Genomic DNA, 13,409 nt, shown 5'->3' with positions numbered 1-13,409 from the left:
TGCCTAGAGTGGAAGGAGACGACCGGCTCGCGGCAGGTCGGGAAGGCGGGATCCGATGACGGTGAACCCCCTGACAGGTGTGCTCCGCGACTGCTCTCCGTTCCCGCCGATCGCGGACTACGCGTTCCTGTCCGACTGCGAGACGACCGCCCTGGTCGCGCCGAGCGGGAACGTCGAATGGCTGTGCCTGCCACGGATCGACTCGCCCAGCGTGTTCGCCGCCATCCTGGACCGGGACGCCGGGGGCTTCCGCCTCGGCCCCGCCGACATCAGGGTCCCCGCGGCACGCCGCTACCTGCCGGGAACCATGGTCCTGGAGACGAGCTGGGGCACCCCGACCGGCTGGATCGTCGTGCGCGACCTGCTGGTCGTCGGCCCGTGGCACCACGACGACGAGCTGTCCCACACCCACCGCAGGGCGCCGACCGACTACGACGCCAGCCACGTCCTGCTGCGCACGGTGCGCTGCGTCAGCGGGGAGGCGCAGGTCACCCTGGACTGCGAACCCATGTTCGGCTACGGCCGCACCCCCGGCCGCTGGTCCTACACCGACCGGGGCTACCACCAGGGCGTCGCCAGGGCCGAGGGGGAGTCCCTCGAACTGAGGCTCACCACCGACATGCGGCTGGGCTTCGAGGCGACGCGGGCCACGGCGCGCACCCTCCTGAAGGAGGGCGACACCCGCTTCTGCGCGCTGACCTGGACCGCCCACGAGCCGCCCTACACCTTCGACGAGGCGTACGGCAGGCTCGTGTGGACCGCGCACCACTGGCAGCACTGGCTGGCCAGGGGAGACTTCCCCGACCACCCGTGGCGGAGCTTCCTCGAACGCAGCGCCCTCACCCTCAAGGGCCTGACCTTCGCCCCGAGCGGCGCCCTGGTCGCGGCGGCGACCACCTCCCTGCCGGAGACACCCGGCGGCGACCGCAACTGGGACTACCGCTACAGCTGGATCAGGGACTCGACCTTCGCCCTGTGGGGCCTGTACACGCTGGGCTTCGACTGGGAGGCCGACGACTTCTTCTGGTTCATCGCCGACGTCGCCGAACGCGGCGAGGAACTGCAGGTCATGTACGGCGTCGACGGAGAACGCGTCCTCACCGAGCACGTCCTGGACGACCTTGAGGGCTACGAGGGCTCCCGGCCGGTCCGGGTCGGCAACGCCGCCTACGACCACCGGCAGAACGACGTCTGGGGAGCCGTCCTCGACTCCTTCTACATCCACACCCGCTCCAGGGATCGCCTCGACGAGCGGATCTGGCCGGTGCTGCGGCGGCAGGTCGAGTCCGCGATCAGATACTGGCGCGAGCCCGACCGGGGCATCTGGGAGGTACGCGGCGAGCCACGGCACTTCACCAGCTCGAAGGTCATGTGCTGGGTCGCCGTGGACAGGGGGGTACGGCTGGCCAGGCTCCGCCAGGACACGGCCCTGGTCGCCCGCTGGAGGCGGATCGCCGACGAGATCCACGCCGACGTGTGCGCCAACGGCGTCAGCGAGCGGGGGGTCTTCAGGCAGCACTACGACTCCGACACCCTGGACGCCTCACTCCTGCTCATCCCGCTGGTCGGCTTCCTGCCGCCGGACGACCCCAGGGTCCGCGACACGGTGCTCGCCATCGCCGACGAGCTGACCGTGGACGACCTGGTGCTGCGTTACCTGCCCAAGGAGACCGACGACGGCCTCACCGGTGAGGAGGGGACCTTCACGATCTGCTCGTTCTGGCTGGTCTCGGCCCTGACCGAGATCGGGGAGCACCGCAGGGCGCGCAGGCTCTGCGAGAAGGTGCTCTCCTTCGCCAGCCCGCTCGGCCTCTACGCCGAGGAGATCGACCCGCTCAGCGGACGTCACCTGGGGAACTTCCCCCAGGCCTTCACCCACCTGGCCCTCATCAACGCGGTCATCCACATCATCAGGGCGGAACGCGGCAGGTTCGGCGGCCGTACGTGGCGCAACCCGGCGACCGACCCCCTGTGAACCCGGCCGCCGGGCCGTGCTCGGAACGCCGGGGAGACGCCGGGCGGGCCCGGCGCTACCGCGAGGCGCTGAGCGGCCGGTGGGAGGGGGCCACGACGACCGGGCAGGGCGCCCCGCGCAGCAACGCCTGGCAGAGCACGCCGAGCGGCAGTTCGGCCGGGTCGTCCCAGCCACGGTCCCCGACGACCACCAGGTCCGCGTCCTGGGCCGCCCGCTGGAGGGCCGCGACATGGGCGTCGTCCACGACGGTCGTCTCCACGTTCACCTGGCCGTATCTCTCCTCAAGGATCGAGACGGCCCGCCGGAAGCCGACCATGTACTCCCGGGTGTCCCGCGCCTCCTCGGGGATCAGGCAGATCGCCCGCAGCGACGCCTTGCGCAGCCACGCCTGTTCGAACGCCAGCCGCAGCTCCAGCCGCTCAAGGGCGGTCGCGTCGACCCCGACGACCACCAGGTTCGTCGGAGGGCCGGGCCGTTCCCCGACGACGGCGACCGGGCAGTAGGCGTGCGCGGCGAGCTGTACGGCCGTCGAGCCGATCCGCAGCTCCGCGAAGCCGCCTGAGCCACGCCTGCCGACCACCAGCAGGTCGGCGGCGCCGGACTCGCTCATCAGGACGACGGACGGCGACCCCAGGTCGAGTGAGGTCCTGACCTCGATCCGGGGAGCCAGCCGCCGCGCCAGGTCGACGCCCTTGTCGAGCACCTGACTGCCGAGGCGTTGCACCGTCTCCATGCTGGCCAGCGGCACCGGAGTTCCCTGAGACCACTGCCAGGCGTGGCAGACGACCAACGGGGCGAAACGCAGCCGGGCCTCCTCGGCGGCCCACCTGAGCGCCCGTTCACTCGCCTCGGAACCGTCGTATCCGGCGACCACAGGCCGCTGGTCGGCGTTGTACTGCATCGCGCTGCCTCCCCCATGTCCCCTGTTTCCATCCTTGTCGTACTTCGCTGACCAGGGGGAACACCACGCCGTAAAACCTCCCCCACGGCCTGGCGGGGGAATCGGGGGTTACCGGAGGGGCCTACCGGGGGAGTCAGCGGCGGCGGCGCAGCCGTCTGCGGGTGCGCAGGCGGACGAGGGGCACCGCGACCGCGGCGCCGAGCAGCAGCGGAGCCCCGGAACCGAGGGCGGCCGTCGCCTTCAGCGCGGACTGGGAGAAGGTGTCGGGGATGGAGATGACGTCGGCGTGCGAGAACGGCCAGACGATCACGAAGGCGCGGCCGATCACATGGTCGATCGGGATGGCGCCGCCACCGGGGTCACCCTGGTGGGCGCGCGAGTCGGACGAGACCATCCGGTGGTCGCCCATCACCCACAGCCGCCCGGGCGGGACGGTGATCTCGAACGGCGTCACCGAGGGCTTGTTGCCCGGGAACAGGTAGGCCTTCTCGTCGAGGGGGACACCGTTGACCGTGACGCGGTCCTGGCCGTCACAGCACTTCACCTTGTCACCGGGGACGCCGATGACCCGCTTGATGAAGTCCTTCTCCGTGGGGACCAGGCCGAAGAGGGAGCCGACCCAGTTGAGGGCGCCGGTGACCGGGTTCGAGGGCTCCTCGAACTCGACCTCGTCCGGCCAGGAGTCGACGCCGCCGGAGAAGACCACCACGTCACCGCGCTCGATGTCACGCACCCGGTAGACGAGCTTGTTGACCAGGACACGGTCGTTGATCTGGAGCGTGTTCTCCATCGATCCGGACGGGATGTAGAACGCCTGGACGATGAAGGTCTTGATCAGCAGGGCCAGCAGAAGGGCGACCACGATCATGATGGGCAACTCCCGCCAGAGAGAGCCCTTCTTCTTGTCGCTGCCCCTGGCCGGCTGTTCCACGTCCTCCGCGACCACGTGCACCCCGTCCCGGCCGCCCGGCCTTCAATGGTTTCTCGCTGATGAGCCTAGATCATGCCTACTTCCGACGCTTCGCGTCGAGGCGATCCCGCCTCTGAGTACCCAGGAGAGGCGCTCCCGACACCGTCCGTGAAGTGAGGAACGCCCACGTGTGACGCCGGTCAGGGTCTCTCCCACGAGGAACCGGACCACCGCCGTCCCCGTGTTCTGGCCGGGACGGGCGGTCTGGCCGTGTGTACGGCCGGGAGCACCACCGAAGCGCTACCGGGGTGTTCCAGGGCACTGCTGAAACACCGCGGGGCACCGTGGGGGCACTACCGAAGCACTACCGGGGCCGGCACGTCACGGCCGCCAGGCCGTACGAGGCGTTCGAGCACGCGGCTCAGGCGCTCGCCATCGCCGTCTCGGGCACCGGGCGCTGCGCGACAGGCTCGGGAGCGGGGGCGGCGGGCAGGGTGGCCGAGGTGACCACGGGGGCGGCCTTCTGCGCGGCCGGGCAGGAGCAGTAACCGTTGGTGACGATCAGGCGTCCCCGCTGCGGGGTGTAGTCACGGGAGTCCGTGGTGAGAAGAACACCCGTGCAGGTATTGCAGACAATCGGCTGACGATCCATGGGACGGCTTCCTTTCCGAGGGTTAGCCGTCGAACCCTAGATGTCCGGCCGGCTGCTGGTTCCTTGCTGGAAAATACTTAATCTTCCATTAAGGATTTCTATCCTACTTCGTAGCTTAAAGTAGCCCAATGTGCACAGATCGTGATATTGGGTGATTTTTCTTGATCTTATCCATGTATCACGAACCCTGCGATGGCCATTGTGGGCTTTCGAAGGACCAGTGTGGGGGATCGAGCGGTGTGACTCTGGCAACAAACCTTTTTGCCTTCATCATCCATGTCGCCCCCCGGCTTTGAGCGGAAAATTCAGTAAACGGTGGCATATCACTAGATTGACGGCACCCATTGCTGATCTTTGTCAGAATCTGTGGCGACGTTTCCTCAGGTGAGAGCCATCGGAAGAAGATCACGACATTCGAACCCGGGGCCGGCACCACCGTGACGGTTACTCGCGGTCACCCCGGGAGAACGCCTCCGGCTCGACCCCCTCGACGTACGGCTCCGCGGGCCTGCGCCCCTCCTCCCGCCGCCACCGCTCGAACCCCGCCGTCGTCCCCGCGGTCACCACGACCCCCAGCGCGAGCCCCGCGACCACGTCGCTGAACCAGTGGACGCCGAGGGCGACCCGCGTGTACGCCACGAAGACCGCCGGCACCGCCGCGAGGGTCCAGGCGGCGGCCCTGGACGCCGGTCCCCTCAGCCGGGGCAGCAGCATCAGCACGAGCACGCTCGCCCCCGTGGCCGCCGCCATCGCGTGCCCGGAGGGGAACGACCACCCCGGCGCCCAGGAGACGGGGTCCGGCAGGACGGGCCTGGCCCGGTTGACGATCTCCTTGATCAACACGTTCAGCACACCGCTGGCCGCGATCGTGACGACCGCCCAGACCGCCGGGCGGCGCGCTCCCCGGTACCACGCCCAGGCCGCGGCGGCGACCACGAGCACGCGCCAGGTGTTGGGGCCCAGGATGTCGGTCCACGCCCCGAGAAGACGCGCGTAGCCGGGGTCGGCCAGCACATAGGCGTGCAATCCGGTGGCGATCGCCTCGTCGAGGTCGTTCAGCGGCTCGAAGGAGATCAGCACGAGCACGAGCAACAGGACGAACGGCACCGAGAACAGTGCCACGGCCCCGACCGCGAACGTCAGCCGCATCCCCAGGCGGCGGTCGGAATCCTGACGGCTGCGCTCTCCGAGTGTCCTGGCCATCATCCATCGCTACCCGAAAGGGGACGGATATGCCAGGGATTCGACCGGCACGGGGCGGGAACGGCGTGTCACCGGCGCTACGGGGCCCGGCCGTCCCGATCAGAGATCCTCAGACAGGGACTCCCGGAACGCTCTTCAAGCGGCGTTCCTGCTCTCCCGCCGGGTGGTCCAGCGCAGCACGTCACAGTGCCGCCGCTCGGCCTCGGCCAGGGCCGACTCGTCGAGGTAGGAGTCGAGCACCGCGCGTAACTGCGGCATCTGCTCGGCCACGTCGGCCCACGCCTGGGCGGGCTCGTCCCAGCCGAGTTCGATCAGCGCGTCCAGGTGCGCGGCGTAGGCCGTCCACCACTGGCGGCTCAGCTCGGCCAGGAACCCGCTCAGGCCACCGAACTCTTGCTCGATGTCCGCCTCCCACCACGGAGGGACCGTGGTGTCACCGGTCTCCGCCATGTCCCTGAGCACGATGTGCACCAGGGCGCGGCGCCTGCGGATGATGGTCGAACGTGACAGGATGCTCATGTCCACACCCTGCCGCCCCCAGTTTGCCGAACGCTTAACGATCTGTTGACGGCAATATACGGTGCCCGCGGAGCCCGCGACGCGGGAGCATCCTCGCCTGAGGACGACTCCGACCCCGTACGGCATGGCCGGGGCGGGCCGCGTCCCGCCGGGGGACTACCCTGATCGGTGATGTATCGAATCGTGTTCACGCAGGTCCTCAGCCGCATCGACCCGGAGGACATCCACCACCTGACGGTCGGCGGGTTGCGCCTGCTGTCGGCGGCCCCCGTGGTCAAGCGGCTCGTCCACCGCAGGCTCGCCCCACGCGACCCCGCCCTGCGGGTGCAGGCCTTCGGCGTGCACTTCCCCAGCCCCTTCGGGCTGGCGGCGGGGTTCGACAAGGACGCCAGGTGCGTCGAGGCCATGTCCGCGCTCGGCTTCGGCCACGTCGAGGTCGGTACGATCACCGCGCACGCCCAGCCGGGCAACGCCAGGCCCAGGCTGTTCCGCCTGGTCAGGGAGCGGGCGATCATCAACAGGATGGGCTTCAACAACGCCGGTGCCGCCGCCGCGGCCAAGGCCCTCGGCAGGACCCGCGGGGTCCCCGTCGTGGTCGGCGTCAACATCGGCAAGACCAAGGTCGTGCCCGAGTCCCAGGCCGCGGACGACTACGTGTCCAGCGCCAAGGAGCTCGCCCCGCTGGCCGACTACCTGGTGGTCAACGTCAGTTCGCCCAACACCCCGGGCCTGCGTGACCTGCAGGCCGTCGAACTGCTGCGCCCCCTGCTGCGGGCGGTCAAGGAGGTCGCCGACGGCACGCCGAGGCGCACCCCGCTGCTCGTCAAGATCGCACCGGACCTGGCCGACGAGGACGTGGACGCCGTCGCCGACCTGGCCCTCGAACTCGGGCTCGACGGCGTCATCGCCACCAACACCACGATCAGCCGCCAGGGCGTGAGCAGCACCGAGACGGGCGGCCTCTCCGGACGTCCGCTGCGGGCCCGTTCGCTTGAGGTGCTGCGCAGGCTCAGGGCGCGGGTCGGCGATCGCCTGGTGCTGGTCTCCGTCGGCGGCGTCGAGGGCGTCGACGACGTCTGGGAGCGCCTGCTGGCAGGGGCGACCCTGGTGCAGGGCTACACCGGAATGATCTACGAGGGGCCGCTGTGGGCCTGGCGGATCAACCGCGACCTGTCCCGGCGCCTGCGGAGGCACGGTGTCACGGATGTGCGCCAGATCATCGGCCGCACCGCGGGCTGAGGTAATACCCTGGGAGGGTAAACCTCGACACCTGGAGGCGTGATGAGCCTGAGCACATACACCGTCACCGGCATGACCTGCGGCCACTGCGTGAGTTCGGTCAAGGAGGAGGTCGGTGAGGTCCCCGGCGTGACCGGCGTCGAGGTCGACCTGGCCAGCGGCCGGGTCGACGTCTCCGGTGAGACCCTCGACGACGCCGCCATCCGCGCCGCCATCGAGGAGGCCGGCTACAAGGTGGCGGGCTGACCGCCCGCCCGTTTCTCGTACGGCACGCCCCCCGGCGCCACCCGCCGACCCCGGCGCGCCCCGCACCCCACGCCCCCCGGCCGTCCGGCCCTCCCGCCGCGACGTCCACGACCACCCCCGGGGAGCCCGCGACCCCGGCCGCCACGGGAGACGATCTCCCGCGAGGGCCGTGACCCTCACACCGGGGACCAGACCGTGGTCCCCGGCGCGGGGCCGTACCGTCACATGCTCGGCCGGGTCGAGTCGGCGTCGTGGGTCATGCCCTCAAGGCGCTTCATGACGTCCTCGGCGTTGACGAAGCCGGGGCGGTGGCGGCGCGGACCGGCGCCGCCGAGCTGCCACGGGCGCGGCCCGGACAGGGGGCGATACTCGACGCCGAGCGCGTCCAGCCTGCGCAGGTGCCGTTCGAGCCGCGCGTCGAAGTCGGCCCCGGGAGTGCCCGACCAGGCGACCTCGGCCAGCGCGCAACCCCTGGGCCACGCCCGGTAGTCGAGCGCTCTGGCGTCGGGCAGCCGCTCGCTCCACAGCTGGAACTGCGCCCCGATCACGTGCTCCCGCTGCGCGTCCGTCCACGACGACGGCACCGGCTCGTAGGCCACGACGTCGCCGACGGTGATGGTCTCGCCGATGGCCAGCGGCTCCTCCTCGGAGGCCGCCTCCGCGTAGTCGAAGTACAGCGGGAAGACCGAGGTCTGCACCACGTCGTGCCCGGCCTGCGCGGCCCGCTGCGCCACGCCGGGGCCACGCCAGGGCATCACGATCGTGTCGGGCCGCAGCATGCCGCTGACGAAGGCCTCGTCCCACACCACGGCCCTGCTGCCCCGCTCGGCCAGCACGTCCGCGAGCCTGCGCAGGAACCACGCGTGCAGGTCGCCCACGTTCTCCAGGCCGAGCTCCGCCTGGAAGGCGGCGATCTCGGGGGAGGCGGCCCAGTCGTCGAGCACGCACTCGTCCCCGCCGATGTGCACGTACGGTGTCTCGCCGAGTGCCCCCAGGATCTCGTCGATGACGACGGTCAGGAAGTCGACGGTCGACGGCAGCGGGGACAGGATGGCGGTCGAGATGCCCCAGCGGTCGAGCACGGTGAACGGCTCGGGGGTCCTGCCACCGGTCGCCCGCGCGTCGAGCTCGGGGTAGGCCGCCAGGATCGCGCAGGCGTGCCCCGGCACGTCGATCTCGGGCACGACCGTCACGGCCCGCGCGCGGGCGTACCCGGAGATCTCCGCGAGGTCGTCCAGCGTGTAGTACCCGCCGTGCGGCACCTCGTCGTAGACCGGGGCGTCCTCGTGGTGCCCGACGATCGTACGCGGCCGGTGCGAGCCGACCTCGTGCAGCCGGGGGTAGGCCCGGCTCTCGACCCGCCACCCCTGGTCGTCGACCAGGTGCAGGTGGAGCCGGTTCAGCTTGTGGACCGCCATGAGGTCGATCATCCTGAGCACCTCCCGCTTGGGCAGGAAGTGCCGCGCGAGGTCCAGGTGCGCCCCGCGCCACGCCAGGCGCGGCGCGTCCCGCACGGTGACACCGGGAACGGTCCAGCCCTCACCCCCGGCCTCAACGGGAGCCGCGCGGAAGGCCGCGTCGGGCAGCAGCTGCCGCAGCGTCTGGCCCGCGTAGAACGCCCCCTGGCGGTCGCCGGCCGCGATCCGCACCCCCCGGCCCGTCACCTCAAGCGTGTAGGCCTCGTGGCCGAGCGCGGCGTCGTGCTCGACCGTGACCGCCCCGGCCTCTCCCGCCCCCGCGGGCCTCAGGTCGAGCACGGACAGTGCCAGCCGTACGGCCCCGGCCAGGTCGGTGGGGCCCGCGACGGGAGCCCCCGGGGAGAGCTCGAACGAGTCGGTGGAGGTTTCGAAGGCGACAGGACGTGGCAACGGCGCATTCATGCTTCAGATCATGTCAAATCGAACATGATCGCGCATTACTTGAGATAGTTCTGCAGCCCGTTGGCAAGGGCGAGGGCGGCCTTCTGGCGGAACGCCGGGCTCTGGAGATTCGCCGCGTCCCCCGCGTTGCGCATGTTGCCGCACTCGATGAAGATCTTCGGCACCGTGGAGAGGTTCAGGCCGCCCAGGTCGTTGCGGAAGTCGAGGGCCTTGCTACCGATGTAGGTGGAGTAGGGCGTCCCGGTGCCCGCCTTGTAGGCGTTCCGTACGTCGATGCCGAGCTTCCTGGACGCCCCGACCACCGGGTCGACCGGTCCGTTGATCTTCTTCGGCATGATGATGTGGAAGCCGTGGTCGCCCGCGGACGCCCCGTCGGCGTGGATGGAGATCGCCGCGTCGGCGTGGGCCTTGTTGCCGACCGCGGCCCGCTCGGTGATGCACGGTCCGAAGCCCGAGTTGTTCTGCCGGGTGAGCTTGACCGTCGCGCCCCTGCTCTTGAGGATCTTGGCCAGCCGCTGGGAGACGTCCCAGGTGAAGGCCGCCTCGGTGTAACCGTTGTTGGTCTCGGTGCCGGTGGTGTCGCAGGCCTTCTTCTGGGTCAGAACGTCGACCTGCTTGTTGATCTCCGCAGGGTGCCGGTAGTTCTGCCCGTTGTGGCCGGGGTCGATGACCACGACCTTGCCCTTCAGCGGGTCCGCGGGAACGCTCCCGCCCGTCGCCGGGGTCTCAGGAGCCGGGGTCGCCGTCCGCTCCGACAGCGCGGAGGCGGGTGAGGCCGTACCGGAGGCGGGGCCGCCGTTCTGCGCCGGGGCCGCGCCGGTGCCGCCCGTGGTGCCGCCACAGGCGGCGACGCCAAGGCCGCACAGAGCAAGAGTGGCCACGAGTGCTTTGCTGGTCACGCTCATCCTCCTCGAAGGAACCGTCAACCACCCAACCTACGTGGCCCGGGACCGTTACCTCGCCGAGACCCCGGCGGTCACCAGACCCGCTCTCCCGTCTCCTGCCTCTGCAGCAGCGCGGCGAGTTCTCTGGCGTCGTCCGCGTCCAGTCCGAGGACCACACGCGGACGGCCCCATGGATGGTCGATCGAATGGGCCACGTAGCTCGCGACGGACTCGGCGCCCGTGTCCTCGCCGCGCCCTCTGGTGGCCCGCCAGTGCGCCCATGCCCGCTCAAGCTCGGCGGCCGCCCGTTGGGCACACGAAATCAGCTCAGGATCACGCATTGCTACCCCCTCGTCACATCGCAGTCAACACCCGCGTGTCTTCGCGACATCGAGGGTTGACCTGCTTTTGACGGGGACTTGGGGCCTGCCTGGACCTGTAACGCTCCAGGCAGGCTCCCTACGGCAGCGCGGGGCCCGTGCTGCGCCGTACGACGAGCTTGGGAGTGATCTCGCGCAGCCGCGCGACCTTGCCCGGGTCGCCGATCCGGTCGCTCAGCAGCGCCGCCGCGGAGCGCCCCATCGCCCTGCGGGGCTGGTCGACGGTCGTCAGCGAGATCGGCTGGGTCCCGGCGAGGTGGACATTGTCGTATCCCACGACCGACAGGTCCTCGGGCACCCGCAGGCCGAGCTCGGCGGCGGCGGCGAGTACCCCGATCGCCACCGTGTCGTTCGCGGCGAAGATCGCGGTGGGACGGGGGTCGCGGGTCAGCAGCCTGCGCGCCGCCTCCGCCCCGCCCTCCTCGGTGCACTCGCCCTGCTCGACCATGATGTACGGCGCCAGCGCGTGCCTGCGCATCGCGACCAGGTAGCCCTCGCACCGGAAGCGGCCCGAGGAGAACCGGGTGCCCTCGATGTGGGCGATCCTGCGGTGGCCGAGTTCCACGAGGTGGTCGATGGCCAGCCGCGCCCCGAGCTGGTCGTCGTCCACGACGATGTCCACACCGCCCAGCTCGATGTCACGTTCGCCGACCACGACCGTCGGCGTGTAACCGGTGGCCTCGACGAGCGTCTCGCTGGTCGGCGCGATGCCGAGCAGGACGAGGCCGTCGACGCGCAGTTCGAGGAACGCCTCGACCGCCTCGTCCTCGAAGGCCGGGTCCCACTGGCTGTTGCCGATGAGCAGCCGCAGGCCGTCGCCGTGCAGGCTCTCCTGCAGGCCGTCGAGGAACTCGGCGTAGAAGGGGTTGTGCAGGTCGGCGACGAGCGCCCCGACCAGGTGGGTGCGGCCCTCGACGAGGCTGCGGGCGACCGCGTTCGGCCGGTATCCGAGCTCTCTGGCCGCCTGGAGCACCGCCTGCCTCCGGTGCTCGCTGACGTGCGGCGATCCGCGCAGCACGAGCGAGACCAGTGATTTGGAGACACCGGCGCGCTCGGCCACGTTGCGGATCGTGGGCCGTGGACGCGGCCCCGCGCCGTCCTGTAGGACGGGGTCGGCGAACTCGCGCGCTCGGGTGACGGTGGTGTTGACCGGTGGTCCTGACATGGCTCTCCCCCGGGAAGTGGTGGATGGGCACCTGTCACTCAAAACGATCGAGTTACGAATCGGGTACGGCCTGAAGGCTGTTTCCTGGATCTTTCCCCCCACTCCGGTCACCCAGATGGCGGCTCACCACGGCGAAAGCCCAGAAAACGACTCTTGTTTCTCCCCGCCACCCCTTGATCGGCTCGGCTAGTGTGCGGGACGTGGGTTCGATATCCGGGGCCGAGGAACGGGAACGGGACAGACCCGCGGGGCGGGGCGCGCGTCCCGCACGGCGCAGGCTCAGCGTCGACCGGCGGCGTGAGGAACTCGTGGCGGCGGCCCTTGAGCTGTTCGGCGCGCGCGACGCGGAGGACGTCTCCATCGACGACGTCGCCTCGGCCGCCGGCACGTCGCGGGCGCTGGTCTACCACTACTTCGGCGGCAAACAGGAGCTCTACGTGGCCGCGCTGCGCAGCGCGGCGGACCAACTTGAGGCGCGGCTGCAGCCGAGCGAGAACGGCGGCCCGGTCGAGCGGCTCGCCGTGGGGCTGGAACGCTACTTCGACTTCGTCGAGGAACGCGCCGCAGGCTTCGCGGCGCTGGTCAGAGGCGGCCCCGCCAACCGCAGCGGCGAGGTCGGCGAGATCGTCGACGGGGTACGGCACCGCCTGCTGGGCCTGGTGATGAGGCTGTTGCGGGTCGAGGAACCCGGACCCGTCCTGCGGGTCACGCTGCGTTCGTGGATCGCCTCGGTCGAGACGGCGGCCCTCGACTGGCTGGAGTACCGCGACGTCGACCGGCGGGTGGTCGAGCGCATACTGGTCGACCACATGGTGGCCACGCTCGGCGTGGCGGCCGGTCACGACCCGAGGGTCGTGCCGTTGCTGGAGAACCTGGTCTCCGAACACGCACCGTGACCGGCTCGGAAGATCACCGGGCGGGCCGTGGGTTGCGGAGCGTGCGGACGGAGTGTGGGGGCCGGGGCAGGGGTGGGACCAGGCTTCGGGGCCGCGTGGCCGTATGGGACGATGTGGGGCGGCGCCGGGCGGGCGACGCCGCATCCCACATAACCCGTTTGGCCTCACGCGCTCACGAATCCGACGTGAGCGCGCGCTGGATCCCCCCTAGGTCCGTGACGGCCCCCGTCTTACTCCGAGCGCTGTTGCGGAATCCCCGCCAGCAGCGCGCGAACCTCGGTTTCCCGGTAGCGGCGGTGTCCGCCGAGTGTGCGAATGGACGTTAGCTTCCCGGCCTTCGCCCACCGGGTGACGGTCTTGGGATCGACCCGGAACATGGTTGCGACCTCCGCCGGGGTGAGCAGCGGCTCTGCCTCGGGTGTACGAGCTGACATTTGTGCGGCCTCTCCTCCATGTGGACCGGCGACAGCGATCCTGCGACTTGACGCTTGTCACGGATGTTGTCCCCCTATGGCCCCTTGCGTGCGGCTGTTCGGGCCATATGCGGCATCACCCGATG

14 protein-coding genes are annotated in these 13,409 nt (G+C 70.3%); 4 read left to right on the top strand and 10 right to left on the bottom strand.

What is annotated here, in order from left to right; genetic code table 11:
* Window positions 1-55 precede the first annotated feature (55 nt).
* Window positions 56-1,975 carry a glycoside hydrolase family 15 protein gene (locus ACIBVQ_RS35720; protein WP_399183042.1) on the top strand — a complete coding sequence of 640 codons (1,920 nt, stop codon included), beginning with the start codon at window positions 56-58 and terminating at the stop codon, window positions 1,973-1,975.
* A 55-nt stretch (window positions 1,976-2,030) separates the two neighbouring features.
* Here the strand turns inward: ACIBVQ_RS35720 and ACIBVQ_RS35715 are convergent, their stop codons facing one another.
* The 5 genes from ACIBVQ_RS35715 to ACIBVQ_RS35695 form a co-directional block, all read right to left on the bottom strand.
* Window positions 2,031-2,876 carry a universal stress protein gene (locus tag ACIBVQ_RS35715; protein WP_352015266.1) on the bottom strand — a complete coding sequence of 282 codons (846 nt, stop codon included), beginning with the start codon at window positions 2,874-2,876 and terminating at the stop codon, window positions 2,031-2,033.
* Between the two features lie 133 nt (window positions 2,877-3,009).
* Complete coding sequence (gene lepB, locus ACIBVQ_RS35710; protein ID WP_399183040.1) at window positions 3,010-3,822, bottom strand: signal peptidase I; 813 nt, start codon at window positions 3,820-3,822, stop codon at window positions 3,010-3,012.
* Window positions 3,823-4,207: 385 nt separating this feature from the next.
* Window positions 4,208-4,438 (bottom strand): hypothetical protein, encoded by a 231-nt coding sequence (locus ACIBVQ_RS35705; RefSeq protein WP_352015264.1) that lies wholly within the window; start codon window positions 4,436-4,438, stop codon window positions 4,208-4,210.
* A gap of 444 nt (window positions 4,439-4,882) precedes the next feature.
* The gene (locus ACIBVQ_RS35700; protein ID WP_362913823.1) at window positions 4,883-5,644 is read right to left on the bottom strand and encodes a phosphatase PAP2 family protein; all 762 of its coding nucleotides are present in this window, start codon (window positions 5,642-5,644) and stop codon (window positions 4,883-4,885) included.
* Between the two features lie 132 nt (window positions 5,645-5,776).
* Window positions 5,777-6,160, bottom strand: coding sequence for a hypothetical protein (locus ACIBVQ_RS35695; RefSeq protein ID WP_352015262.1), 384 nt, complete (start codon window positions 6,158-6,160; stop codon window positions 5,777-5,779).
* A gap of 171 nt (window positions 6,161-6,331) precedes the next feature.
* On the opposite strand from ACIBVQ_RS35695, the gene ACIBVQ_RS35690 reads away from it, so the two are divergent.
* Both ACIBVQ_RS35690 and ACIBVQ_RS35685 read left to right on the top strand, forming a co-directional pair.
* On the top strand, window positions 6,332-7,399 hold the full coding sequence (locus ACIBVQ_RS35690) for a quinone-dependent dihydroorotate dehydrogenase (protein WP_352015261.1): 1,068 nt from the start codon (window positions 6,332-6,334) through the stop codon (window positions 7,397-7,399).
* Window positions 7,400-7,441: 42 nt separating this feature from the next.
* Window positions 7,442-7,645 carry a cation transporter gene (locus ACIBVQ_RS35685; RefSeq protein WP_352015259.1) on the top strand — a complete coding sequence of 68 codons (204 nt, stop codon included), beginning with the start codon at window positions 7,442-7,444 and terminating at the stop codon, window positions 7,643-7,645.
* 221 nt (window positions 7,646-7,866) lie between these two features.
* Here ACIBVQ_RS35685 and ACIBVQ_RS35680 read toward each other — a convergent pair whose 3' ends face one another.
* The 4 genes from ACIBVQ_RS35680 to ACIBVQ_RS35665 form a co-directional block, all read right to left on the bottom strand.
* Complete coding sequence (locus tag ACIBVQ_RS35680) at window positions 7,867-9,525, bottom strand: beta-N-acetylhexosaminidase (RefSeq protein WP_399183036.1); 1,659 nt, start codon at window positions 9,523-9,525, stop codon at window positions 7,867-7,869.
* Between the two features lie 35 nt (window positions 9,526-9,560).
* Window positions 9,561-10,424, bottom strand: coding sequence for an N-acetylmuramoyl-L-alanine amidase (locus tag ACIBVQ_RS35675; protein WP_362778166.1), 864 nt, complete (start codon window positions 10,422-10,424; stop codon window positions 9,561-9,563).
* Between the two features lie 77 nt (window positions 10,425-10,501).
* A complete protein-coding gene (locus tag ACIBVQ_RS35670; RefSeq protein WP_352015256.1) occupies window positions 10,502-10,750 on the bottom strand; it encodes a hypothetical protein in 249 nt (82 codons plus the stop codon).
* Window positions 10,751-10,868: 118 nt separating this feature from the next.
* Window positions 10,869-11,954: a LacI family DNA-binding transcriptional regulator gene (locus ACIBVQ_RS35665; RefSeq protein WP_352015255.1), complete on the bottom strand. Its 1,086-nt coding sequence runs from the start codon at window positions 11,952-11,954 to the stop codon at window positions 10,869-10,871.
* Between the two features lie 200 nt (window positions 11,955-12,154).
* Here ACIBVQ_RS35665 and ACIBVQ_RS35660 point away from each other — a divergent pair, with 200 nt between their 5' ends.
* Window positions 12,155-12,850 (top strand): TetR/AcrR family transcriptional regulator, encoded by a 696-nt coding sequence (locus ACIBVQ_RS35660; protein WP_362778162.1) that lies wholly within the window; start codon window positions 12,155-12,157, stop codon window positions 12,848-12,850.
* Between the two features lie 230 nt (window positions 12,851-13,080).
* On the opposite strand, the gene bldC is transcribed toward ACIBVQ_RS35660, so the two are convergent.
* Entirely contained in the window at window positions 13,081-13,284 is a 204-nt protein-coding gene (gene bldC, locus ACIBVQ_RS35655) for a developmental transcriptional regulator BldC (protein ID WP_013133571.1), read from the bottom strand.
* Window positions 13,285-13,409 lie beyond the last annotated feature (125 nt).

It is taken from the genome of Streptosporangium sp. NPDC049376 (assembly GCF_044466505.1).
Classification (GTDB): domain Bacteria; phylum Actinomycetota; class Actinomycetes; order Streptosporangiales; family Streptosporangiaceae; genus Streptosporangium.
Note: the sequence above shows the minus strand (reverse complement) of the source record. Positions and strands in the feature narration are given on the sequence as shown.

Coding starts and splice junctions, on each gene's coding strand:
- ACIBVQ_RS35665 (WP_352015255.1), bottom strand. CDS start 11,954: ATGTCAGGACCACCGGTCAACACCACCGTCACCCGAGCGCGCGAGTTC.
- bldC (WP_013133571.1), bottom strand. CDS start 13,284: ATGTCAGCTCGTACACCCGAGGCAGAGCCGCTGCTCACCCCGGCGGAG.
- ACIBVQ_RS35700 (WP_362913823.1), bottom strand. CDS start 5,644: ATGATGGCCAGGACACTCGGAGAGCGCAGCCGTCAGGATTCCGACCGC.
- ACIBVQ_RS35680 (WP_399183036.1), bottom strand. CDS start 9,525: ATGAATGCGCCGTTGCCACGTCCTGTCGCCTTCGAAACCTCCACCGAC.
- ACIBVQ_RS35690 (WP_352015261.1), top strand. CDS start 6,332: ATGTATCGAATCGTGTTCACGCAGGTCCTCAGCCGCATCGACCCGGAG.
- ACIBVQ_RS35670 (WP_352015256.1), bottom strand. CDS start 10,750: ATGCGTGATCCTGAGCTGATTTCGTGTGCCCAACGGGCGGCCGCCGAG.
- ACIBVQ_RS35720 (WP_399183042.1), top strand. CDS start 56: ATGACGGTGAACCCCCTGACAGGTGTGCTCCGCGACTGCTCTCCGTTC.
- ACIBVQ_RS35695 (WP_352015262.1), bottom strand. CDS start 6,160: ATGAGCATCCTGTCACGTTCGACCATCATCCGCAGGCGCCGCGCCCTG.
- ACIBVQ_RS35715 (WP_352015266.1), bottom strand. CDS start 2,876: ATGCAGTACAACGCCGACCAGCGGCCTGTGGTCGCCGGATACGACGGT.
- ACIBVQ_RS35705 (WP_352015264.1), bottom strand. CDS start 4,438: ATGGATCGTCAGCCGATTGTCTGCAATACCTGCACGGGTGTTCTTCTC.
- ACIBVQ_RS35685 (WP_352015259.1), top strand. CDS start 7,442: ATGAGCCTGAGCACATACACCGTCACCGGCATGACCTGCGGCCACTGC.